General features: G+C 64.6%; 19 protein-coding genes. 11 read left to right on the top strand and 8 right to left on the bottom strand.

Annotated elements, in window-relative coordinates:
* Positions 1 to 3: 3 nt before the first annotated feature.
* From dnaX to hrcA, 3 genes are all read right to left on the bottom strand, one after another.
* Complete coding sequence (dnaX, locus tag GYH29_RS06565) at positions 4 to 1,878, bottom strand: DNA polymerase III subunit gamma/tau (RefSeq protein ID WP_019100548.1); 1,875 nt, start codon at positions 1,876 to 1,878, stop codon at positions 4 to 6.
* Positions 1,879 to 1,951: 73 nt separating this feature from the next.
* On the bottom strand, positions 1,952 to 2,962 hold the full coding sequence (mltB, locus tag GYH29_RS06560) for a lytic murein transglycosylase B (RefSeq protein WP_019100547.1): 1,011 nt from the start codon (positions 2,960 to 2,962) through the stop codon (positions 1,952 to 1,954).
* Between the two features lie 271 nt (positions 2,963 to 3,233).
* A complete protein-coding gene (gene hrcA, locus GYH29_RS06555) occupies positions 3,234 to 4,256 on the bottom strand; it encodes a heat-inducible transcriptional repressor HrcA (RefSeq protein WP_019100546.1) in 1,023 nt (340 codons plus the stop codon).
* 306 nt (positions 4,257 to 4,562) lie between these two features.
* Between hrcA and recA the strand changes: the two genes are divergently transcribed.
* The 5 genes from recA (at position 4,563) to GYH29_RS06530 (ending at position 9,908) form a co-directional block, all read left to right on the top strand.
* Positions 4,563 to 5,615, top strand: a complete 1,053-nt coding sequence (recA, locus tag GYH29_RS06550; protein WP_043591738.1) for a recombinase RecA — start codon at positions 4,563 to 4,565, stop codon at positions 5,613 to 5,615.
* 8 nt (positions 5,616 to 5,623) lie between these two features.
* Positions 5,624 to 6,079, top strand: a complete 456-nt coding sequence (gene recX / locus GYH29_RS06545; protein WP_043591739.1) for a recombination regulator RecX — start codon at positions 5,624 to 5,626, stop codon at positions 6,077 to 6,079.
* A gap of 2 nt (positions 6,080 to 6,081) precedes the next feature.
* On the top strand, positions 6,082 to 6,540 hold the full coding sequence (locus tag GYH29_RS06540) for an SRPBCC domain-containing protein (RefSeq protein ID WP_043591741.1): 459 nt from the start codon (positions 6,082 to 6,084) through the stop codon (positions 6,538 to 6,540).
* Between the two features lie 76 nt (positions 6,541 to 6,616).
* Positions 6,617 to 9,250: an alanine--tRNA ligase gene (gene alaS, locus GYH29_RS06535; RefSeq protein WP_019100542.1), complete on the top strand. Its 2,634-nt coding sequence runs from the start codon at positions 6,617 to 6,619 to the stop codon at positions 9,248 to 9,250.
* A gap of 172 nt (positions 9,251 to 9,422) precedes the next feature.
* A complete protein-coding gene (locus tag GYH29_RS06530) occupies positions 9,423 to 9,908 on the top strand; it encodes a GNAT family N-acetyltransferase (protein ID WP_161523393.1) in 486 nt (161 codons plus the stop codon).
* Between the two features lie 195 nt (positions 9,909 to 10,103).
* On the opposite strand, the gene GYH29_RS06525 is transcribed toward GYH29_RS06530, so the two are convergent.
* Positions 10,104 to 10,874: a sulfite exporter TauE/SafE family protein gene (locus GYH29_RS06525; protein WP_039753886.1), complete on the bottom strand. Its 771-nt coding sequence runs from the start codon at positions 10,872 to 10,874 to the stop codon at positions 10,104 to 10,106.
* Positions 10,875 to 11,439: 565 nt separating this feature from the next.
* Positions 11,440 to 11,733 (bottom strand): hypothetical protein, encoded by a 294-nt coding sequence (locus GYH29_RS06520; protein WP_161523392.1) that lies wholly within the window; start codon positions 11,731 to 11,733, stop codon positions 11,440 to 11,442.
* A gap of 90 nt (positions 11,734 to 11,823) precedes the next feature.
* Here GYH29_RS06520 and kdpF point away from each other — a divergent pair, with 90 nt between their 5' ends.
* From kdpF to kdpE, 6 genes are all read left to right on the top strand, one after another.
* Positions 11,824 to 11,913 (top strand): K(+)-transporting ATPase subunit F, encoded by a 90-nt coding sequence (kdpF, locus tag GYH29_RS06515; protein WP_019103745.1) that lies wholly within the window; start codon positions 11,824 to 11,826, stop codon positions 11,911 to 11,913.
* A gap of 2 nt (positions 11,914 to 11,915) precedes the next feature.
* Complete coding sequence (gene kdpA / locus GYH29_RS06510) at positions 11,916 to 13,739, top strand: potassium-transporting ATPase subunit KdpA (protein WP_043591747.1); 1,824 nt, start codon at positions 11,916 to 11,918, stop codon at positions 13,737 to 13,739.
* 22 nt (positions 13,740 to 13,761) lie between these two features.
* The gene (gene kdpB / locus GYH29_RS06505; protein WP_051002758.1) at positions 13,762 to 15,873 is read left to right on the top strand and encodes a potassium-transporting ATPase subunit KdpB; all 2,112 of its coding nucleotides are present in this window, start codon (positions 13,762 to 13,764) and stop codon (positions 15,871 to 15,873) included.
* A 20-nt stretch (positions 15,874 to 15,893) separates the two neighbouring features.
* A complete protein-coding gene (kdpC, locus tag GYH29_RS06500; protein ID WP_019103748.1) occupies positions 15,894 to 16,469 on the top strand; it encodes a potassium-transporting ATPase subunit KdpC in 576 nt (191 codons plus the stop codon).
* Between the two features lie 233 nt (positions 16,470 to 16,702).
* Positions 16,703 to 19,405, top strand: a complete 2,703-nt coding sequence (locus tag GYH29_RS06495; protein ID WP_118266792.1) for a sensor histidine kinase — start codon at positions 16,703 to 16,705, stop codon at positions 19,403 to 19,405.
* Positions 19,406 to 19,424: 19 nt separating this feature from the next.
* On the top strand, positions 19,425 to 20,120 hold the full coding sequence (gene kdpE, locus GYH29_RS06490) for a two-component system response regulator KdpE (protein WP_019103750.1): 696 nt from the start codon (positions 19,425 to 19,427) through the stop codon (positions 20,118 to 20,120).
* A 172-nt stretch (positions 20,121 to 20,292) separates the two neighbouring features.
* On the opposite strand, the gene GYH29_RS06485 is transcribed toward kdpE, so the two are convergent.
* From GYH29_RS06485 to moaA, 3 genes are all read right to left on the bottom strand, one after another.
* On the bottom strand, positions 20,293 to 20,961 hold the full coding sequence (locus GYH29_RS06485) for a response regulator (RefSeq protein WP_019102868.1): 669 nt from the start codon (positions 20,959 to 20,961) through the stop codon (positions 20,293 to 20,295).
* Positions 20,962 to 21,031: 70 nt separating this feature from the next.
* Positions 21,032 to 22,966 carry a type IV pili methyl-accepting chemotaxis transducer N-terminal domain-containing protein gene (locus GYH29_RS06480; RefSeq protein ID WP_019102867.1) on the bottom strand — a complete coding sequence of 645 codons (1,935 nt, stop codon included), beginning with the start codon at positions 22,964 to 22,966 and terminating at the stop codon, positions 21,032 to 21,034.
* A 10-nt stretch (positions 22,967 to 22,976) separates the two neighbouring features.
* Positions 22,977 to 23,951 (bottom strand): GTP 3',8-cyclase MoaA, encoded by a 975-nt coding sequence (gene moaA / locus GYH29_RS06475; RefSeq protein WP_161523391.1) that lies wholly within the window; start codon positions 23,949 to 23,951, stop codon positions 22,977 to 22,979.
* Between the last annotated feature and the right edge of the window lie 10 nt (positions 23,952 to 23,961).

Genomic DNA, 23,961 nt, shown 5'->3' with positions numbered 1-23,961 from the left:
GTTTCACTCCTTCACGGGTTGAATGGTTTCGATGAGCAGCGTCGCGTCGAATTCGCGCACCATTTGCTGCACCACCGGATCGTTTTTCATATTCTCGCGCGCGATGTTCAACTGCTCCTGCCGATGGCGAGCGTCTTTCATCGCCGGCGTTTCCAGGCCCAGCTCCTCCACCGTCACGGCCAATTCCACCGGCCGGCCGAAGCGTTCGCTCAGTGCTAACTTGAGCTTGTCCTGATAATCGCGGCTGGTCATGTGGCGGAAGCTCTCCGGCACCGCCAGCGCCAGGCGATCCTGGCTCCAGTCCTTCAATACCGCATTATGGGCCAGCATGCGCGCCGCGCCCAGCTTGGCGCCCAATTCGGTCACCAAGGCCTGCCAGTCGCCGTCAAACTGATAATCGACCGCTTCCTCCGGCTCTTGCTGCAGATAGGACGGCATCTCCTCGTCCGCCGCGGCGCCCTGGTCCCAAGGCACATCGTCGGGGCTAACGTCGCCGTCGCTACCGTCGTCCTCGTCATCCGCGGCTTCCGGCTTGGCCGGCGGCGCGGCCTGCGGAGCCGGCCTGGCTTCCGGCGCGGCAGGCTCGGGTTCGGGTTCCGCCGCCGGGGCGCTTTCCTGTGCCGGGGGCGGCGCGGACTGACGCGGCGCCGGCGAACTCAGGCCGGCGGCCTGCAAAGCGCGCGCGGCCGGCGAAATCCCCCCAGACACGGCCGGGGCCGACTGCGCTGGCGGCTGTTGCGGCCGCGTAGACGCGACGGCGGCTGGCCGCGACGGCGCGGACTCCGGCTGCGTGTTGGCCGGGTGGAAGGCCAGCATGCGCAGCAGAGTCATATTGAAACCGGCGTGCTCGTCCGGCGCCAGCGCCAAGTCTTTGCGGCCATGAATGGCGATCTGGTAATACAGCTGCACGTCCTGCGGCGAGATGGCGTCCGCCAGCGCCTGCAACGCGTCGCGTTCCGGCTCGTCCTGGGCGATCGCCTGCGGCACGGTCTGCATCAGCGCCAACTGCTGCAGCAAGACCGCCAATTCGCTCAACGCGCCTTCAAAGCTGACGCCGCGCTCGGCCAGGCTGTCGGCTTGCGCCATCAGCTGCGGGCCGTCGCCGGCCGCCAACGCCTGCAGCAAGGCAAACAGGTAACGGCGGTCCACCGCGCCCAGCATCGCGCGCACGCCGTCTTCCTTCACGTCGCCCAGACCGTAGGCGATGGCTTGGTCCAGCAGCGACTGCGCGTCGCGCATGGAGCCGGCGGCCGCGCGGCCCAGCAAGGCAAGCGCCGGCGCTTCGTAGGCGATGCCTTCCACATCCAACATATGGGCCAGATGGCCGGCCACTTGCTGCGGCGTCATATTGCGCAGCGAGAACTGCAGACAGCGGCTCAACACCGTCACCGGCACCTTCTGCGGATCGGTGGTGGCCAGGATGAATTTGACGTGGGCCGGCGGCTCCTCCAGCGTCTTCAGCATCGCATTGAAGGCGCTCTTGGACAGCATGTGCACTTCGTCGATGATGTAGACCTTGAAGCGGCCGGAAGTCGGCGCGTACTGAGCGTTTTCCAGCACTTCGCGGATATTGTCGATGCCGGTGTTGGACGCGGCGTCGATCTCCAGCAAATCGACAAAGCGGCCGGTGTCGATCTGACGACAGGCCGAGCACTCGCCGCAAGGCTCCGCGGTGGTGCCGGTTTCGCAATTGAGGCTCTTGGCCAGAATCCGGGCGATGGTGGTCTTGCCCACCCCGCGCGTCCCCGTCAGCAGATAAGCGTGATGCAGACGCTGTTCTTTGAGGGCGTTGGTCAAGGCGCGCACCACGTGCTCCTGGCCGACCAGATCGGCAAAGCGCTTGGGACGCCACTTACGGGCAAGGACTTGATAGCTCATGGGGGCGGATTTTAATGGCAATTGCCGCGCGTGGCGACAGGTTTCGCGCCGCCGCGGCGCGCGGCGCGCGGGGTCACGGCTGGGCGGCGGCCTGGCCCGCCAGGTAGCGCTGGCGCAGCTGATCCGCGATTTCCTGCACCGCCTTGGCGTACAGCGTGCTGCGGTTGTAGCGAGTGATCACGAAGAAGTTGTTGAGGCCCAGCCAATATTCGGTAACGCCGGGCGCCGTTTCCAGCGGCACCAGCACCGCCGGCACGTCGTCGGCCACCGGCGACTGCGGCGTCACGCCCATTTTCTTCAGCTCGCCCACGGTGTAATGCAGATTGAACTTGTCGGCGATCAGCTGATCGATCTGTGGCCCCGGCTGGACGCTGGCCGGCAGGATTACGTCGTCGCCGTGGCGCCAGCCGTGGCGCTGGAAGTAATTGGCCACGCTGCCGATCACGTCGTCCGGATCGCTCCAGATGTCGCGGTGACCGCTGCCGTCGAAATCCACAGCCCATTTTCGGAAGCTGGACGGCATGAACTGCGGCCAGCCCATCGCCCCGGCGTAAGAGCCCTTCAGCGTCAGCGGGTCCTTGCCCTCCTCCTTGGCCAGCAGCAGGAATTCGGTCAACTCCTTGCGGAAGAAGTCCGCGCGGCGCGGATAATCGAAGCCTATGGTGGACAAGGCGTCCACCAGGCGGAAGGATCCGGTGTTGCGGCCGTAATGGGACTCCACGCCCAGGATGGCGACGATGAGCTCGGGCGCCACGCCGTATTGCTGCTCGGCCCGCGTCAGCGCGGCCGCGTTGGCGCGCCAGAACGCCACGCCGTCTGCGATGGTCTTTTCTCCCACCGTGGAATTGCGGAACTGATACCAGGGCCGCGAAGTGGACGGCTTATCCAGTATCTTGATGATGTTGGGCTTGAGTTCGACGTTGGCGAACACAGCCTCCAGCTCCGGGCGGTTGAACTGGCCGCCTGCCACCTGCTCGTCGATGTAGCGCTGAACGTCCGGACGCGCCAGGAAAGCCGCGTCGGCCTGTGCCAACTGGAAGGAGAACAGAGCCGCCAACGGGGCCAGTTTAAGCAGAGATTTCATGGGCTGGTTTCTGAATATGCGTTTTTGACTTAGCCGCGCTCCTTTAAGAAAAGCGCGGCGCGAAAACTAAAAGCCGCAGGCCTTGCGGCGGCGGCCAAAACCGCCGAACGGCCGGCTCCTAGCTTTAGAGCCTTTTTACGATCTCGCGAGCAAGAGCGAGACAAGGCGAAAACAACCGAAAAAGCGGGATGTACTCGTGGTACATGAGCATTTTGAGGGTGTTTTCAACGCTGTACGTACCTCCGAAACGCAGCAGATCGTAAACAGGTTCTTAGGCCCGGAACGACAAGGCGCTGGACACCAAGCGCGCGGTAATGTCGACGATAGGGATCACCCGCTCGTAAGCCATCCGGGTGGGACCGACCACGCCCAGCGCGCCGACCACCTGGCCGTTGATCCGGTAAGGTGCGGTCACGACCGAGCATTCGTCCAGCGTCACCACGCCAGACTCCTCGCCGATGAAAATGTTCACGCCCTGCGCTTCCCGCCCCTGGTTCAGCAGCTTCAGCAGCTCGGTCTTCCGTTCGAAGACATTGAACAGCTGGCGCAGCCGCGACAGATCGTCGGACAGGTCGTTCACCTCCAGCAGCCGGTTGCCGCCGGCCACCACCACCGCCGCGTTGCTGGCGCTCATCGAGCTTTGCCCCAGACGGATCGCCGCCGACATCAGTTCGGCGATGTCGCCTTGCAACTGGCGCAACTCGTCCGCCACCCGGCTGGCGATGCGATCCAGCCCCTGGCCGGCGTAATGCTGATTGATGAAGTTGCCGGCTTCTATCAGTTCCGACGGCGAGTAGTCGCGCTCGGTGGTCAGCAGATGGTTCTGCACGTCCCCATCCAGCGTCACCAAGATCATCAGCACCCGCCGCTCGGACAGGCGCAGGAATTCGATCTGGCGGAAGGCGATGTCGGAACGCTGCGGCGTGACGATCACGCCGGCGAAGTGGGTCAGTTCCGACAGCAGCGAGGACGCCGACTGGGCAATGCGTTGCGGGCTGTCCGGCTGCAGGTTCAGCTCCAGCTCGTGCAGCGCCGCCTCTTCCAAAGGCCGGATGGTGAGCAGGCGGTCGACGAACATGCGGTAGCCGCGCGCGGTGGGCACCCGACCGGCCGAGGTGTGCGGCGCCGCGATCAGCCCCATCGCCTCCAGTTCCGCCAGCACATTGCGGATGGACGCGGACGACAGCTCGACGCCGGGCAGCATCGACAGGGTCTTGGACCCCACCGGCTGGCCGTCGACGATATAGCGTTCGATCAGGACCTTGAGCAGGTGTTGCGCGCGTTCGTTCATCATGATGGCTTCATTGTACACAGGGTGGACACTTGTAAAAGTGGTCGCAATCACAACTTTTTCAAGCGAGATCGCGCTTTCCCGTCCCGAAGGACGGTATCGCCGGCAAGCGGCCCTGCCGTTGGCCAAGGCTTTATGAGATAATCGACGCCATCTTTTCGGCTATCGGCGCAGCAAACGCAAGCGCGGCGGGCCTTCCCCGCCCGCGCCCCGCAAACCCCTGTCCGGCATCGGGTTTTTCCGCCAACAGGACGCTTGCCGCCGCTGGCCGACCATTCATTTCGTTTAGCGCCCCACACTGGAGACAGCATGGCATCCGAAGACAAGAGCAAAGCGTTGGCCGCGGCCCTTGCCCAGATTGAAAAGCAATTTGGCAAGGGTTCGATCATGCGCATGAGCGACAACCAGATCAACGAAAACCTGCAGGTGGTCTCCACTGGCTCGCTGAGTCTGGACTTGGCGCTTGGCGTCGGCGGCCTGCCGCGCGGCCGCGTCGTGGAAATCTACGGCCCGGAGTCGTCCGGTAAAACCACCCTGTGTCTACAAGCGGTGGCCGAGATGCAAAAATTGGGCGGCACCTGCGCCTACATCGACGCGGAAAACGCGCTGGACCCGCAATATGCGCAAAAGCTGGGCGTCAAGGTCGACGACCTGCTGATCTCGCAGCCGGACACCGGCGAGCAGGCGCTGGAAATCTGCGACATGCTGGTGCGCTCCAGCGGCGTCGATCTGATCGTGATCGACTCGGTGGCCGCCTTGGTGCCCAAGGCTGAAATCGAAGGCGAGATGGGCGACAGCCACGTGGGCCTGCAGGCCCGCCTGATGAGCCAGGCGCTGCGCAAGCTGACCGGCAACATCAAGCGCACCAACACCCTGGTGATCTTCATCAACCAGATCCGCATGAAGATCGGCGTGATGTTCGGCAACCCGGAAACCACCACCGGCGGCAACGCGCTGAAGTTCTACGCCTCCGTGCGCCTGGACATCCGCCGCACCGGCGGCATCAAGAAGGGCGAGGAAGTGATCGGCAACGACACCCGCGTCAAAGTGGTGAAGAACAAGGTGTCGCCGCCGTTCCGCCAGGCTGATTTCGAAATCCTGTACGGCGAGGGCATCTCCCGCCAGGGCGAAATCATCGAGCTGGGCGTCAAGCACGGCTTCATCGACAAGTCCGGCGCCTGGTACGCCTACAACGGCCAGAAGATCGGCCAGGGCAAGGACAACACCCGCGAGTGGCTGAAGTCCAACCCGGAAATCGCCGCCGAAGTGGAACGCAAGATCCGCGACGCAGTGGGCATCAAAGTGGAAATCACCGAAGGCCAGCCGGACGAAGAGTTCGCGGACGACGCGCTCGACGCCTGATTTCCCGAATGGAAAAAAGCCTGAGGGCGCGAGCCGTCGACCTCCTGTCCCGCCGCGAATACACGCGGCGGGAGCTGGAGCGGCGGCTCGCTCCGTTTGCGGAAAGCCCGGAACAACTGACCGCGCTGCTGGACGATCTGGCCGAACGCAGCTGGCAGTCCGATCAGCGCTTCGCCCAGCAGTTCGCCGACAGCAAGGGCCAGCGCTACGGCAGCCGCCGGCTGCAACAGGAAATGCGCCAGCGCGGCGTGGACGCCGAGCTGATCCGCGACGCCTTGCAAGGCCGCGACGACCTGGCCGCCGCCCAGGCGCAATGGCGGAAGAAGTTCGGCCGCATGCCGGACACGCCGCAGGAGCGCGCGCGCCAGATCCGCTTTCTGGCCGGACGCGGCTTCCCGATGTCGGTGATCGGCAAGGTGCTCAGCGGCGTCGACGACGACGACTTTCCCGCCGACGAGGACTAAGCATGCAAACGCGCAGCATCGCCACCCAGATCGACATAAACGCCGCACCGTCCGCGGTCTGGCGCGTGCTGTGCGACTGGGCCGCCTATCCGGAGTGGAACCCCTTCATCGTCGGCCTGCACGGTCGCCAGCAGACAGGCTCCCGGCTGGTGGTCAGCATCCATCCGCCCGGCCGGCCGCGACTGACCTTCCGCCCGCGGCTGGAGGTCTTGCAAACGGCGGACGAACTGGCGTGGCTGGGGCGAGCGCTGCTGCCCGGCCTGCTGGACGGCCGCCACAGTTTCCGTCTGGAAGCGCTGGAAAACGGCGGCACCCGACTGCATCACGACGAAACTTTCAGCGGCCTCTTGCTGCCCTTGTTCGGTCAGGCCTTGCTGGCCGATGCCCGCAAAGGTTTCGAATTGATGAACCAGGCGCTCAAGCGCCGCGCCGAAACCCTTGCCAGCGCGGGCGCGGCTTGACACAATCAGCTGTCCGCGCCGCTCTGGGCTTGAGCCCCCAAAGCGGCCCAGAATTCGCAATCTTACGAAATCAAACATGAAAACCTCTGAAATTCGCCAGAAATTCCTGGATTTCTTTGCCGGCAAAAACCATCAGGTGGTGCCTTCCAGCAGCCTGATTCCCGGCAACGACCCCACGCTGATGTTCACCGTCGCCGGCATGGTTCAGTTCAAGGACGTGTTCCTGGGCTTTGAAAAGCGCGATTACACCCGCGCCACCACCAGCCAGAAGTGCCTGCGCGCGGGCGGCAAGCACAACGACCTGGAAAACGTCGGCTACACCGCGCGCCACCATACCTTCTTCGAAATGCTGGGCAACTTCAGCTTCGGCGACTACTTCAAGCAAGACGCGATCACCTTCGCCTGGGAATTCCTGACCGGCGAACAATGGCTGAACCTGCCCAAGGACAAGCTGCTGGTCACCGTCTACGCCTCCGACGACGAAGCCTACGACATCTGGCACAAGAGCGTGGGCCTGCCGGCCGACAAGATCATCCGCATCGGCGACAACAAGGGCGCGCCGTACGCCTCCGACAACTTCTGGACCATGGGCGACACCGGCCCCTGCGGCCCCTGCACCGAGATCTTCTACGACCACGGCCCGAGCGTGGCCGGCGGCCCTCCGGGCAGCCCGGACGAAGACGGCGACCGCTTCATGGAAATCTGGAACAACGTGTTCATGCAGTTCAACCGCGACGAGTCCGGTACCCTGCATCCGCTGCCCAAGCCGTCGGTCGACACCGGCATGGGCCTGGAACGCCTGTCCACCGTGCTGCAACACGTCAAGTCCAACTATGAAACCGACGCGCTGGCCTGCCTGGTGCGCGCCGCCGCGCGCGAAACCGGCGTGGCCTACAGCCAGGAGGTGCCGTCGCTGAAAGTGATCGCCGACCATATCCGCGCCTGTTGCTTCATGGTCGCCGACGGCATCCTGCCGTCCAACGAAGGCCGCGGCTACGTGCTGCGCCGCATCGCCCGCCGCGCCATCCGCCACGGCTACAAGCTGGGCCAGAAAGGCCTGTTCTTCCACAAGATCGTCGCCGATCTGGTGGCCGAGATGGGCGACGCCTATCCGGAACTGCGCGAAAAGCAGGCGCATATCGAAGACGCGCTGCGCGCAGAGGAAATCAAGTTCGCCGAAACGCTGGAAATCGGCATGGGGCTGGTCGACTCCGCCCTAGAAGGCGGCAAGACCGAGCTTGACGGCGACACCATCTTCAAGCTGTACGACACCTTCGGCTTCCCGGTGGACCTGACCGCCGACATCTGCCGCGAACGCGACATCCACGCCGACCTGGAAGGCTTCGAGCGCGCGATGGAAGCGCAGCGCGAGCGCGGCCGCGCCGGCTCCAGCTTCAAGATGACCGGCAAGGTCAGCTACAGCGGCGCCGACACCTGCTTCCACGGCTATGATTCCGCCAGCACCGACGCCAAGGTATTGGCGCTGTTCAAGGGCACCGAGGCCGTCGCCGCGCTGGAAGCCGGCGAAGAAGGCATCGTGGTGCTGGACGACACCCCCTTCTACGCCGAAGGCGGCGGCCAGGTTGGCGACGTGGGCGAGATTTCGCTGCAAGGCGGCATCGGCGCGCTGTTCGACGTCAACGACACCCAGAAGATCCAGGCCGCGGTATTCGGCCACAAGGGCAAGCTGGCCCGCGGCCGCTTGGCCGTCGGCGACAGCGTGACCGCCACCATCGACCTGCACGCGCGCGCCGCCAGCGCCCGCAACCACTCCGCCACCCACCTCCTGCACGCGGCGCTGCGCCACGTGCTGGGCGCCCACGTGGCGCAGAAGGGCTCGCTGGTCAACCCGGAACGCACCCGCTTCGACTTTGCCCACGGAGAACCGGTCAGCGCCGAGCAGATCGCCGAGCTGGAACGCGTGGTCAACCGCGTGATCAGCCACAACCTGCCGGTCAAGGCCGAAGTGATGAGCATGGAAGCCGCGCAGAAATCCGGCGCGATGATGCTGTTCGGCGAAAAATACGGCGATGAAGTGCGCGTGCTGACCATGGGCGACTTCTCCGCCGAACTGTGCGGCGGCACCCACGTGCAACGCACCGGCGACATCGGCCTGTTCAAGATCGTCGCGGAAAGCGGCGTCGCCGCCGGCGTGCGCCGCGTCGAGGCCGTCACCGGCGAAGGCGCCATCGCCCACATCCAGGCGCAGGACGCCCTGCTCAAGGAAGCCGCCGGCGCGCTGAAAGCGCAGACGCCGGAGGAAGTGACCGCCAAGATCGGCAGCCTGCAGGACAACGTCAAGACTCTGGAAAAAGAGCTGGCCAAGCTCAAGGGCCAACTGGCCTCCTCCGCCGGCGACAGCCTGGCCGACGGCGCCGCCGACGTCAACGGCGTCAAGGTGCTGGCGGTGGAACTGCCGGGCGCGGACAACACCGCGCTGCGCGAAACCCTGGACAAGCTGAAGGACAAGCTGGGTTCCGCCGCCATCGTGCTGGCCGCCAAGGGCGACGGCAAGGTGGCGCTGGTGGCCGGCGTCACCGCCGACCTGACCGCCAAGCTCAAGGCCGGCGAACTGGTCAACTTCGTCGCCCAGCAGGTGGGCGGCAAGGGCGGCGGCCGTCCGGACATGGCCCAGGCCGGCGGCACTCAGCCGGAAAACCTGGCGGCGGCCTTGGCCGGCGTGCAGGCCTGGGTGGCCGGCAAGCTCTAAGAATCTGTTCATAGTCTGCTGCGCTTCGGCGATACGGCGTTGAGCAGGCTCTAAGCCACACGCTTCACTCCGACAAAAGACCGCGCGTTTGCGCGGTCTTTTTTTGTCCGCCTTTTGCCAAACCGGCCTGATTGCGCGCATGCTGGACCGGGACATCGCAGAGGAAACCGCCATGGACCGACTCGAAGCGCTGGAACTGCGCGCGGCGCGCGCCGACGAACTACCCGCCGTACTGACCTTGATCGCCCTCGCCTTCCAACCGCTGGTCGCGCGTTTGCCCAGCCGTCCCACCGCGCTGGACGAGACCGAAGACAGCCTGCGCCAGCGGCTGGACGCAGGGGGACAAGTCTACATCGCCAGCCGGCAGGATACGCCCTTGGCCTGCCTCATCACCGCGCCGCTGAACGCCGTCGCGGTGGAATGCAAACGCGTGTGCACCCACCCGGACTGGCAGGGCCAAGGTCTGGGCAAGCGCCTGATGCTGCACAGCGAAGCCCTCCTGAAACAACAAGGTCTCATCCGCATCCAGTTGGCCACCCGCGCGAGCATGCCGGCCAATCTGCGCTTTTATCAGGCGCTGGGCTATCGCATCGTCGCGGAAGATCCTTACCCGGCAGGCATTGCCGATCTGCGTATCATTCTGGAAAAACAATTGTAGACGGAGGACGCGGCTTTCTTGCTTCAGGTCAAGGGAATCAGGATTACGAAATACTAATATTGAGAGGCTTAATTTTGGCTTCTCCTTTTGTTGTTTGCATTTCAGCCCTGCTCGCCTCTCCGACCAGGGCATTTTTTTGCGCGCCGCCCAGCATAAAGGCGGCCGCAGCCGCCTTTATCATCCATTCCACGCCGTTTAGAACACCAGCTTGGCCCCGATCAACCCCAACATCACCGCCAGGGTCGGCCGCAGCCAGCGTTCCGCCAGCCGCCGCGTCAGCTTGCTACCCAGCCAGATGCCGGGCAGGGAGCCCACCAGCAAATTGGCCAGCAGCATTACATCGACATTGCCCAGCCCGGCATGCCCCAGGCCGGCCACCAGGGTCAGCGGCACCGCGTGAGCGATTTCGGTGCCTACCAGCCGCGAAGTCGACAGGGCCGGATAGAGCAGAAACAAGGCCAGGGTGCCCAGGGCGCCGGCGCCGATGGAACTCAGCGTCACCAAGGCGCCCAGCGCCACGCCGGTGGCGATGGTCAGGCCAATGCGCGGCTCCAACGACAGGCTGGCCGCACCACGGCCGCCCAGCCAGCGCAGCAGCAAGGGCTTGCCCAGGATGGCGGCGGCGGTCAGCAACAGCGCCACGCCCAACACCAACTTGAACAGCGTGTCCAGCATCTTTTCCGGCAGCTGCAGATAGGACAGGCCGGCCAGCACCAGCAAGGCCGCCGGCACGCTGCCGGCGGTCAGCCATGCGGCGATGCGCCAGTCGACATGCCCCTGGCGGTGATGCGCCGCCACGCCGCCCATCTTGGTCAAGGCCGCGTACAGCAGATCGGTGCCGACCGCGGTGGCCGGAGAGATGCCGAACCACAGCAAGATGGGCGTCATCAGCGAGCCGCCGCCCACCCCGGTCAAACCGACGATGAAGCCCACCGCCAGTCCTGCGATCGCATACCCCCACTCCATAACCCCCCCCCCTTGGCCGCGCCATTCGATAGCGGGATGCTACGCCAGTTTCATATAACGATTTATACCGTTTTGAAACAACATTATTCGAAAAGTGATTTGCCTCAAAGACTTGCTTCAACCGCCCTCTGAATCATGCTGCGGTAACATCGCGCCGGTAGCGTGAAAAGGCGGAGACGGCAAGCAAACGCAACTTTTGCTTCTAACCGTAACCAAGCAGGGCTTTACAAATCTTCAAAATAGCGTCAATGTCAAAGGGTCAGGGTTTGCCCTGGCCTCACACAAGTACGTGACCGAGAGGTGCAAGGATGATGACTTCCCGTATTCCTCTGAGTGTTCGCAGAAAGCAGGCTAGAGACCAGCACGAGAGTTTTCTCTATGCGGTTGCAAAGCCTCAGTTGAGTGATGCTGAGAGGTCGCGCCAGCAGAAAGTGCGCCAACGCGCACATGATCGGGACGATGCCCGGTTCCTGGCCGACCGCTGCGACGACCTGTTCTGAACACCCGCCCGGCGGATTTCCGCCTCATGACGGCTAGCGACCCAGCCTGACGCCAGGCCGCAGCCCTACTCGCTTGCAAGCCGCGGCGCTGCATCTCTTCTGCGCCGCAGCTTTACTGTTTTTCCTCTTTTCCCGCTACCACCCCGCCAGGCCACTGGCGGCAGGCCGCGTGCGCTCCCTAGACTTATCCCCGCGTATAAAAAAAATCCGTTTTCCCGCCCAAATCTGGCTTGAAATGAAATAAAGGCCAGTTTTTCAAACATTTTTATACGATTTTTATCGGCTACCATGGGGTTTTGTCGGGTTTTTGACGTGCGCTTGCGTACCTTCTCATTACTGATTCGAATGGAGATTTTCATGATGGATGCCGTCTATCTGGGACTCGTCCTGCTGTTTGGCGCGCTGAGCTACGGCTTTGTCGTCGGCTGCCAACACTTGGGAGAAAAGAAATGAGCGTCTGGTATCTGCTTAGCGCGCTGATCGCGCTGGGCCTGCTTGGCTATCTGATCTACGCACTGCTTAAGCCGGAGAATTTTTAATCATGTTCGCCAATTTCATCGGCTCGGCCGCACCCTTGCAGCTGGGCTTGTTCCTGCTGGTGCTGCTGGCGCTGGCCTGGCCTCTGGGCGCCTATATCGCCCGTGTGATGCAGGGCGACAATGTCGGCCCCCTGCGCCTGTTCGCGCCGCTGGAGCGCGGTTTCTACCGGCTGGCCGGCGTTAAGCAGGACGAAGACATGGGCTGGCGCGGCTACGCGGTGGCCTTGCTACTGTTCAATGTGCTGGGCGCGCTGGCGCTGTACCTGTTGCAACGCGTGCAGGGCTGGCTGCCTTTCAACCCGCAGGGCATGGGCGCGGTGGCGCCGGACTCCGCGTTCAACACCGCGATTTCCTTCATCACCAACACCAACTGGCAAGGCTATGGCGGCGAGTCCACCATGGGCTATCTGGTGCAGATGCTGGGCCTGACGGTGCAGAACTTCCTGTCCGCCGCCACCGGCGCGGCGGTGGTGCTGGCGCTGGTGCGCGGCTTCGCCCGTCACAGCTCGGCCAAGATCGGCAACTTCTGGGTGGACGTCACCCGCTTCACCCTCTACGTGCTGCTGCCGCTGTCCTTCGTGTTCGCGCTGGTGTTCAGCCAGCAAGGCATGATCCAGAACCTGTCCGCCTATAAAGACGTGCAGATGGTGGAGACCACCCATTACCAGCAGCCCAAGACCGATGCCCAGGGCAATGCGGTCAATGGCGCCGACGGCAAGCCGGTGATGGTGGACGCCAGCACGCAGAAACAGACGCTGCCGATGGGGCCGGTGGCCTCGCAGGAGGCGATCAAGCTGCTGGGCACCAATGGCGGCGGTTTCTTCAACGCCAACTCCGCGCATCCGTTCGAAAACCCCACCCCCCTGACCAACTTCCTGCAAAGCCTGGCCATCTTCCTGATCCCGGCCGCGCTGTGCTTCATGTTCGGCCGCATGGTGGGCGACCAACGCCAGGGCTGGGCCATCATCGCCGCGATGACGGTAATGTTCGCCTGCGCGGTCGCGACAACCACCGGCGCGGAACTAGCCGGCGTGCCGCAGTTGAGTGCCATGGGCGTGGATCAACAGGCCAGCCATGTGCAGGCCGGCGGCAATATGGAAGGCAAGGAAACCCGTTTCGGCGTCATCGACACCTCCTTGTTCATCGCAGTGACCACCTCCGCCTCCTGCGGCGCGGTCAACGCCATGCACGATTCCTTGACCCCCATAGGCGGCCTGGTGCCCACCTTCCTGATGCAATTGGGCGAGGTGGTGTTCGGCGGCGTCGGTTCCGGCCTGTACGGCATGCTGATCTTCGCCATCCTGGCGGTGTTCATCGCCGGCCTGATGGTGGGCCGCACGCCGGAATACCTGGGCAAGAAGATAGAAACCTACGAGATGAAGATGACGGCAATCACCATTCTGGTGACTCCGGTGCTGGTGCTGACGCTGACCGCCGTCGCGGTGCTGGCCGCCTCCGGCAAGGCCGGCATCCTCAACCCCGGCGCCCACGGCTTCAGCGAGGTGTTGTACGCCTTCACATCGGCCGCCAACAACAATGGCAGCGCCTTCGCCGGCCTGTCCGCCAACACGCCTTTCTACAACATCGCCACCGGCGTGGCCATGTTCTTCGGCCGCTTTTTCATGATTGTGCCCATCCTGGCCATCGCCGGATCGCTGGCCGCCAAGAAGCGTCTGGCCGTCACCGGCGGCACCCTGCCCACTCACGGCCCGCTGTTCGTGGTGCTGCTGATAGGCACCGTATTGCTGGTGGGCGCGCTCAACTATGTTCCCGCGCTGGCGCTAGGCCCGGTCGTCGAGCAATTGCAGATGATCAACGGTCGCTGAGCCTGACGGGAGGATGCAGAAAATGAACAATATCAACCATTCCAATATCCAGCCCGCTCAAGCGAGCCATCGGAGCGCGGCCAAGTCCATGCTGGACCCCAGCCTGGTAAAACCGGCCATCGTCGACTCCTTCAAAAAACTATCGCCGCGCACTCAATGGCGCAATCCGGTGATGTTCGTCGTCTACATCGGCAGCATCTTGACCAGCGCGCTGTGGGTTCAGTCGCTGGCCGGCCAGGGCGAGGCGCCGTCCGGCTTCATCCTGGCGGTGGCGCTGTGGCTGTGGTTCACCGTGCTGTTCGCCAACTTCGCCGAAGCGCTGGCCGAGGGCCGCAGCAAGGCCCAGGCGGCCAGCCTGCGCTCCGCCAAGAAAAACGTGGTGGCCAAGAAACTGTCCGGCCCCAGCCACGACGCCGGCAAGACCGTGATAGACGGCAGCAGCCTGCGCAAGGGCGACTATGTGTTGGTGGAAGCCGGCGACGTGATCCCGGTGGACGGCGAGGTGATTGAAGGCGTGGCCTCGGTGGACGAGTCCGCGATCACCGGCGAATCCGCTCCCGTGATCCGCGAGGCCGGCGGAGATTTCTCCTCGGTCACCGGCGGCACCCGCGTGCTGTCCGACTGGATCGTGGTGCGGATTTCCGTCAACCCGGGCGAAACCTTCCTCGACCGCATGATTGCGATGGTGGAAGGCGCCAAGCGCCAGAAAACTCCGAACGAGATCGCGCTGACCATCCTGCTGGTGGCGCTGACCATCGTGTTCCTGGTGGTCACCGTCACCCTGCTGCCCTTCTCGCTGTTCAGCGTGGAAGCGGCCAAAGCCGGCTCGCCGATCACCATCACCACCCTGGTGGCCTTGCTGGTCTGCCTGATCCCCACCACCATCGGCGGCCTCTTGTCCGCCATCGGCGTGGCCGGCATGAGCCGGATGATGGGCGCCAATGTGATCGCCACCTCCGGCCGCGCGGTGGAAGCCGCCGGCGACGTGGACGTGCTGCTGTTGGACAAGACCGGCACCATCACCCTGGGCAACCGCCAGGCCTCCACCTTCATCCCGGCTCCCGGCGTCAGCGAGCAGGCGCTGGCGGACGCCGCGCAACTGGCCTCGCTGGCCGACGAAACTCCGGAAGGCCGCAGCATCGTGGTGCTGGCCAAAAAGCAATTCAATCTGCGTCAGCGCGAACTGGCCAGCCATGAAGCCGTATTCATCCCCTTCACCGCGCAAACGCGTATGAGCGGCATAGACTACGACGGCCGCCAGATCCGCAAGGGCGCCATCGACGCCATCCGCCGCCATATCGCCGATCAGGGCGGCCAGTTTCCGGACGCGCTGGCCAAGAGCGCCGATGACGTGGCGCGTCGCGGCTCCACTCCGCTCTTGGTGGCGGAAGGCAACCGCGCCTTGGGCGTGATTGAGCTGAAGGACATCGTCAAGGGCGGCATCAAGGAGCGTTTCGCCGAGCTGCGCCAGATGGGCATCAAGACAGTGATGATCACCGGCGACAACCCGCTGACCGCCGCCGCCATCGCCGCCGAAGCCGGCGTGGACGACTACCTGGCCGAGGCCACGCCGGAGGCCAAGCTCAAGCTGATCCGCAGCCACCAGGCCGAGGGCAAGCTCGTGGCGATGACCGGCGACGGCACCAACGACGCGCCGGCGCTGGCCCAGGCCGACGTGGCTGTGGCGATGAACACCGGCACCCAGGCGGCCAAGGAAGCCGGCAATATGGTGGACCTGGACTCCAACCCCACCAAGCTGATCGAAATCGTGGAAATCGGCAAGCAGATGCTGATGACGCGCGGCTCGCTGACCACCTTCTCCATCGCTAACGACGTGGCGAAGTACTTCGCCATCATTCCCGCCGCTTTCGCCAGCACTTACCCGCAATTGAACGCGCTGAACGTAATGGGCCTGAACAGCCCGGCCTCGGCCATCATGTCGGCGGTGATCTTCAACGCCGTCATCATCGTGTTCCTGATCCCGCTGGCGCTGAAGGGCGTCAAATACCAAGCCAAAAGCGCGGCGGAGCTGCTGCGCGGCAACCTGCTGATCTATGGCCTGGGCGGGCTGCTGGTGCCCTTCGCCGGCATCAAGCTGATCGACATGCTGCTGGGCGCGCTGGGCCTGGTATGAGCACTGAAAGGAAAAACCAAATGAAACTGTTACGTCCCCTGCTGGTGGTGTTTGGCGGCCTGACCCTGATCACCGGCCTCGCCTACCCGCTGCTCACCACCGGAGCGGCCCAGGCGCTGTTTCCGTTCCAGGCCAATGGCAGCCTGATCGAGCGCGACGGCAAGATCGTCGGCTCGCGGCTGATAGGCCAGAACTTCAGCGGCCCGCAATATTTCTGGGGCCGTCCATCCGCCACCGGTCCAATGCCGTACAATGCCGGCGGGTCCAGCGGCTCTAACCTGGGCCCCACCAACCCGGCGCAGCTGGACGCGGTGAAAGCCAATGTGGCGCGCATCCGCGCCGCCCACCCGGCGCAAAGCGGCCCGGTGCCGGTGGACTTGGTCACCGCTTCGGCCAGCGGCCTGGATCCGGAAATTTCCGCCGCCGCGGCTTTCTACCAGTTGGAACGCGTCGCCGCCGCCCGCAAGATGGAGCCGGCCGCGCTGCGCAAGCTGGTGGAAAGCCGGGTGATAGGCGAAACCTTCGGCTTGCTTGGCGAGCCGCGCGTCAATGTGCTGGAATTGAATCTGGCGCTGGACCAGGCCGCCACAGCCTGATCGACCTTCGGCGCCGGGGGCGCAGCGGGCTTGCTCCGCCTCGTCCCCGGCGCCGATGAATGAATAAGAGCGTGTTTACGATCTAGCGGGCTAGAGCGAGACAAGGCGTTGCGGCTGAGAAAGCGGAATGCGCAAGTGGCACGTGAGCATTTCCAGGACGATTTCAATGCCCTTTTCCATCCATCCTGCCGACGCGCGGCAGATCGTAAACAGGCGCTAAACAAAGCTCGCATATGACCGATTCCCGTCCCGATCCGGACGCCCTGCTCGATGAGCTCAAACGCGAAGAACTAGACGCCCAGCGCGGCCGGCTGAAGATTTTCTTCGGCGCCTGCGCCGGCGTCGGCAAGACTTACGCCATGCTGGCGGCGGCCCGCGCCAAGCGCCAGGACGGCGCGGCGGTGCTGGTGGGCGTGGTGGAAACCCACGGCCGCAAGGAAACGCAGGAACAACTGGCCGATCTGGAAGTCCTGCCGCCAAGACAGATCGCTTATAAAGGCCACGAACTGGCTGAATTCGATCTGGACGCGGCGCTGGAACGCCGGCCCCAGCTGATCCTGATGGACGAGTTCGCCCACTCCAACGCGCCCGGCTCTCGCCACCCCAAACGCTGGCAGGATGTGGAAGAACTGCTGGCCGCCGGCATCGACGTTTACACCACCCTCAATGTCCAGCACCTGGAAAGCTTGAACGACGTGGTCGGCCAGATCACCGGCATCGTGGTGCGCGAAACCCTGCCCGACCATGTGTTCGACCGCGCCGACGAAGTGGCGCTGGTGGACCTGCCGCCGGACGAGTTGCTGGGCCGCCTGGCCGCCGGCAAGGTCTATCTGCCTCAGCAAGCCGAACGCGCGGTGAAGAACTTCTTCCGCAAGGGCAATTTGCTGGCGCTGCGCGAACTGGCTCTGCGCCGCACCGCCGACCGCGTGGACGCCCAGATGCGCGCCTACCGCGCCGACCAGGCCATCAACCCGGTGTGGCATGCGCGCGAGCGGCTGCTGGTCTGCGTCGGCTCCAGCGCCGGCATCGACAAGCTGATCCGCAGCGCCAAGCGCCTGGCCGCCAGCCTGGACGCGGACTGGATCGCCGTCTACGTGGAAACGCCCCAGCAGCGCAAACTGTCCGAGGATCAGCGCGCCCGCGTGCTCAAGGGCCTGAAGCTGGCGCAGGAGCTGGGCGCGGAGACCACGGTGCTGGGCGGCAGCGAGTTGGCGCCCACGCTGCTGGCCTATGCCCGCAGCCGCAACGTGTCCAAGCTGGTGCTGGGCAAATCCGCGCGCGGCGGCTGGTCGCGGCTGTGGCGCCGCCCGTTGGCCGACGAACTGAGCCGCCGTTCCAGCGACGTCGATCTCTTCGTGGTGGCCCATGAGCAGGAAGACGCCTCCGCCAACGCCGCCGCCAAAACCGGCGGCAGCCTGTTGTTCGAAGATCAGGACAGCCCGCGCTCGCGCTTCGGCTACCTCGCCGCCTTCGTCGCCTGCCTGCTGACCACCGCGCTGGCCGGCCTGCTGATTCCGCACGTGGCGCTGGCCAACGACATCATGATCTACCTGCTGGTGGTGGTGCTGGTGTCGGTGCGCTACGGCCGTGGTCCCGGCATGCTGGCCTCGCTGCTGTCGGTGGCCTCCTTTGATTTCTTCTTCGTGCCGCCGCATATGTCGTTCGCGGTGTCGGACACCCAATATCTGATGACCTTCGTGGTGATGTTGCTGGTGGCCTCCATCATCAGCCAGCTCACCGCCCGGCTGCGCTTCGAAGCCAATATCTCCACTTATCGCGAACGCCGCACCCGCGCGCTGTACGACCTGGGGCGCGAACTGGCCGGCGCGCTGACCGCCGCGCAGATTGTCGATACCGCCGTCAGCCGGCTGGAACCGCTGTTCGCCGCCAAGGTCAGCCTGTTCCTGCCCAATAGCGGGGACGAGCTGCGCTCGGCCGGCGAGGGCCGCGGCGATGCCGATATCGGCGTCGCGCAATGGGTTTACGACCATCAGCAGCCGGCTGGCCTGGGCACCAACACCCTGCCCGCCAACGCCGCGCTTTATGTGCCGCTGCGCGCGCCCATGCGCAACCGCGGCGTGATCGCGCTCCTGCCGGAAGTCACCGACCAGGCCTTCCTGCCGGAGCAGCAAAGGCTGCTGGAAACCTGCGCCGCCCAGATCGCGCTGGCGCTGGAACGCGTGCATTACGTGGAGGTGGCGCAGGACGCCATCGTGGCCATGGAGTCCGAGCGGCTGCGCAACAGCGTGCTGTCGGTGGTGTCTCACGATCTGCGCACACCGCTGACCACCATGGCCGGGCTGTCCGAGCGGCTGTGCTCGTCCAATATGGACGACGGCCAGCGCGCCGAGATCGCCGCCGCCATCCAGGACGAGGCGCTGCGCATGAACAAGCTGGTGACCAACCTCCTGGACATGGCGCGACTGCAATCCGGCGTCAAACTCAACAAAGAATGGCAGATGCTGGACGAGGTGGTGGGCAGCGCGCTGCGCGCCGCCGAACGCGGCCTGCGCGGCCGGGAGCTGACGCTGGAGCTGGCGCCGGACCTCCCTGTGCTGGAGTACGACGCCGTGCTGCTGGAGCGGGTGCTGGTCAACCTGCTGGAAAACGCCGGCAAATACACCCCGCCCGGCAGCCACATCACACTGGCGGCGCGGCGCGAGGGCGCGGAGGTGGTGGTGTCGGTCAGCGACGACGGCCCCGGCCTGCCGCCCAATATGGAAGAACGCGCCTTCGACAAATTCTCGCGCGGCGCGGCGGAATCCAGCACCCCCGGCGTGGGGCTGGGTCTGGCGATCTGCCGCTCCATCGTGGAAATCCACGGCGGCCGCATCAGCGCGCGCAACCGCTCGCCTCACGGCGCGGAATTCCGCTTCAGCCTGCCGGCAGGACAAGCGCCGGCGCTGCCGGAAGAACGCCCCGAACCGCGAGCCTAAACCTGAGCGAAACCCTATCATGCAAGACGCACCGATCAGCATCGTCGTCATCGAAGACGAAAAACCGATCCGCCGCTTTCTGAGCGCGGCGCTGGAAGAGGAAGGCCTGACCGTCCACGAGGCGGAAACCGGCAAGCAGGGCCTGATCGAAGTGGCCACCCGCAAGCCGGACCTGGTGATACTGGACCTGGGCCTGCCGGACATGAACGGCCAGGACACCATCAAGCAACTGCGGGAATGGACCGACCTGCCCATCCTGGTGCTGTCGGCGCGCACCCAGGAAACCGAGAAAGTAGCCGCGCTGGACGCAGGCGCCGACGACTACCTGACCAAGCCCTTCGGCGTGGCCGAATGCCTGGCGCGCGTCCGCGTGCTGCTGCGCCGCCGCACCCACGGCAGCGCCGCCGCGCAGCAGGTGTTTCAGTTCGGCGACATCAAGGTGGACTTGGTCAACCGTCTGGTGGCCAAGGCGGAGACGGCGGTGCACCTGACGCCGATAGAATACCGGCTGCTGTCCACCTTGATACGCAGCGCCGGCAAGGTGATCACCCATCGCGAGTTGCTGCTGGCGGTATGGGGGCCGTCGTTCTCGGAGCACAACCAGTATCTGCGCGTCTATATGGGGCATTTGCGCCAAAAGCTGGAAGACAATCCGGCGATGCCGCGCCACATCCTCACCGAGACCGGAGTCGGCTATCGGCTGGTGGAGGGTTGAGCAGGCCGCCGCTTAGAGCGGCTAACAAAAATCAGTTTTACGGCTGAGGCAAGGCGCGCCGACGCAGGCAGTACTTGAGTACGGCAAGTCGGCGCAACTCAGCATCAGGAATTTTGTTAGCCGCTCTTAGAAGCTGTTCATGCTCCAGTGAACCAGGGGAATGTGCAGCCGCTCAAGCGCTGCGCCCCACCCCGTTCTCCACCGCGAACACCGCCGCCTGCACCCGGCTGCTGAGGCTGAGCTTCTTCAGGATGTTCTGCACATGGATCTTGACCGTGCTCTCCGCCAGGTCAAGGCTGCGCGCGATTTCCTTATTGCTCTTGCCCTGAGCCAGAAAGCCGAGGATTTCGCGTTCGCGCGGGGTCAGCCGGTCCAGTTCCTGCTCCGCCGGTTCCACCGGCGCCGCCGCGCCGTGGCGGAACTGGGCCATCAACTTGGCGGTCATCGAGTCGCTCATTACCGATTCCCCGGCGGCGGCGCGCGCCACCGCCTGGGTCAGAAAGTCCGCGTCGATGTTTTTCAATAGATAGCCGCGCGCGCCGGCCTTCAGCGCCGCGGTCAGGTCGTCGGCCTCCTCGGACACCGTCAGCATCACCACCGCCCGCTTGGGCTGGTCCTGCAGCATCAAGGTCAAGGCCTCCACGCCGGAGATGCCGGGCATGTTCAGGTCCAGCAGCACCACGTCCGGGTCCAGCTGCTTGGCCAGCTTGACACCCTCGGCGCCGTCCGCCGCCTCGCCGACAACGTCGAAGCCGGCTTGTCGCGCCAGCAAGGCCTTGATTCCACTGCGGAACAAGGTGTGATCGTCCACCAGTAGAATGCGTATGCTCTGTTCTGACATCATCGAATCCAGGGGTTTTTAAATTCAGATATGGACAGTATGAGAGCTGTCTAGCCGTCGCGCCAGTGGCTCAAGCGGCCATGCGCCGCGCACGCGGCAGCAGCAGGCTGACCAGGGTGCCCGCCTCCGGGGTGGATTCAATGTCCAGTTGCAAGCCGGCGCGTTGCGCGCGTTCCTGCATGATGGACAGGCCGAAATGGCCGTCGCCCTTGTTCCGCACGGTATCCAGATCGAAGCCGACGCCATTGTCCAGCACGCTTAGCACGAAGACCTCGCCGTCGTCGCTGAGGCTGACCGTAACCTGGCTGGCCTCGGCGTGCTTGCGCACATTGGACAAGGCCTCTTGCAGGATGAACAGGATTTGCAGCTGCTGCTCCGGCATCAGCGGCGCGCCGGCCCCGGTGGAGCGCAGTTCCACCCGCAAGCCGGTCTGCTTGCGGAATTTGTCCAGCAAGCTGCTTACCGCCTGACTCAGGCTCTCCGACAGCTTGGAGCGGAAATTATTGAGCAGTTCGCGCACATCATCGTAGCTTTCCTTGACCCCGGCCTCGAACAAGGCCAGCGTGTCGTCCACCAGCCCCGGATCCCCGCTGTCCAGCGCCTGCCGCATGATCTGGGTTTGCAAGTTCAGGAAAGACAGACCTTGCGCGATGCTATCGTGCAGGCCCTGGGCCACCAGGTTGCGCTCTTCCAACACAGCCAGTTCGCGCTCCTTGGCCGCCAGCCTCAGGTTTTCGATCGCCACCGCCAAATGCTGACCCAACATCTCCAGTTGCCGCACTTGTTGCGGCAGCAGAATACGCGCCTGGCGAAAATGCAAATTGAAAATGCCCAGCGTGCGGTTCTGCGTCGCCACCGGAAAGGCGCTGACTACGCGGAAGCCTTCACGGCTGCATTGCTTGTCCGGCAGGCCGCGCATGTTCTCCACCCGGCTCTCGGCCTTGGCGGCGGCTTCTCCGCACAAGCAGTCGCCCACTTTCAAGCAGTGTTCGTCGCGCAGCAGTCCCTCCGGCAAGCCGTCGTCGGCCACCACGAACACCATGCCCTGGCCGTAGTCGGTCAAACGCACAGCGCCACCGTCGGCGTCGAAAGCGCGCATCACCCGGGCCAGAAAACCCTTGCACAGCGCTTCCAGCGGCTGGGATTGATTGCAGAAGGAGGTGATTTCGTACAGCAGCGCCAGCTCCTGGTTTTTCTGCTGCAGGCTGGCGGTCTTGCCGCGCACCCGCTCTTCCAGAGTGGCGTGGGATTCGGACAAACAGGCCGCCATCAGATTGAAGCCGGTGCTGACCTGGCCGAACTCGTCGTCGGTTTCCACCGGCACCCGCACGCTGTAATCGCCTGCAGCCAACTGGCGTATGCCCTGGTGCAACTTGTCCAGCGGCCTCAGCACGATCAGCAGCATCAGATAGATCAGCGCGACGGTGCCCACCACCGCCATGCTGGCGAGCAAGAGCTGCAACAGGCGAAGGTAGTCTGTATTGCGGGCGTTGTAGGCTTCCATGCCGCTGACGAAGGTGTTGATGTCCTCCACGTAGAGCGCCACGCGCTCGGCGAAACGGGCGGCCTCCGCCGCGTTGTCGCCGGGCCGCGTCAGCGCGTTCAGCAGCACCGGTTTCAGTTGCTCGCGCCACTGCCTTTCCACCTGACTAAGCGCCTGCTGAATGTCGGCCTGGCGGGGCACCAGCAGCGGGCGCGCGGGGTCGCCGCGGCGCAGCCGCTGCAAGATGGCTTCGTAATTGAGCATGTCGCGACGCAAGGCGTCGGCGCGCGCGCCGTCCTGGCCGCTGAGCTGCAAGTCCAGCGCCAGCCGAGTGACGCGCATGCGCAGGCTGCCGGCGTCGTTGATCGCCGCCGCGCCGCCCTCTTGCTGCCAGGACAGCCACAGCGTGGCGCCGATGGAACCCAGCGCCACCAACAGAAACACCGCCAGCACGCCGATGATCTTGGCGCTGAGCCGCTGCCCCAGCGGGCCACCCAGCACCGGGGACACGTTCAGCCGCATCGCCGTTGTCCTAGCCACCGGTCATCGACATGAAGCGCACCAGCTTTTGCGGCTTCTCGCTGAATTCATGACGCTCCGGCTTCAGCTCTATCGCGGTACGGATTGCAGCTTCCAGTTCGGCATCGGAGATACCGGCGCGCAGCAAGGGGCGCAGTTCGAAACTTTCCTCCTGGCCCAGGCACATGTACAAGGTGCCGTCCACAGACAGCCGCACCCGGTTGCAGGTGGCGCAGAAGTGTTGGGATATCGGGGTGATCAGGCCCAGCGAGAAACCGCCGTCCCGGGTTTTCCAGTAGCGGGCCGGACCGCCGCCCAGGGTGGCGGCCTGTTCGACCAGATCGAATTCGGTTTGCAACTGGCGCAGCACCGGCTGCAAGTCCAGATAACTGGCGGCGCGGCCGGTATCGCCCATCGGCATGGCTTCAATCAGCCGCAGCACGAAGCCATGCTGGATACAGAAGGCGACCATGGCGCCGATGTCGGCGTCGTTGACGTCCTTCATCGCCACCATATTGATCTTGATTGGGGAAAAACCGGCGTCCTTGGCCGCCATCAAGCCTTCCATCACCCGCGGCAGGCTGTCGCTGCCGGTGATGTCGTGCACGCAGTCGCGGCGCAGCGAGTCCAGGCTGACGTTGACGCGGCTCACCCCCGCGGCGCGCAGCGCCTGAGCGTGGCGCGCCAGCTGAGTGGCGTTGCTGGTCAGCGACAGATCGTTGAGACCGGGCAGCGCGGACAGGCGCGCCGCCAGCTCCGGCAGATTGCGGCGCAGCAGCGGTTCGCCGCCGGTCAGCCGCAGCCGCCGGGTGCCGAGCCGCGCGAACGCCGCCACCACCCGTTCGATTTCGTCGAAGGTCAGCCAGTTGGCTGGCTCCTCGAAGCCTTTGAAGCCTTTGGGCAGGCAGTAATTGCAGCGCAGGTCGCAACGGTCGGTCACGGACAGACGCAGATATTCGATGGAGCGCCCGAAGCGGTCGGTAAGCATGAGTTCCTCC

Source organism: Chromobacterium haemolyticum (assembly GCF_009936155.1).
GTDB lineage: Bacteria > Pseudomonadota > Gammaproteobacteria > Burkholderiales > Chromobacteriaceae > Chromobacterium > Chromobacterium haemolyticum.
This window is presented reverse-complemented; position numbering and strand designations above follow the sequence as displayed.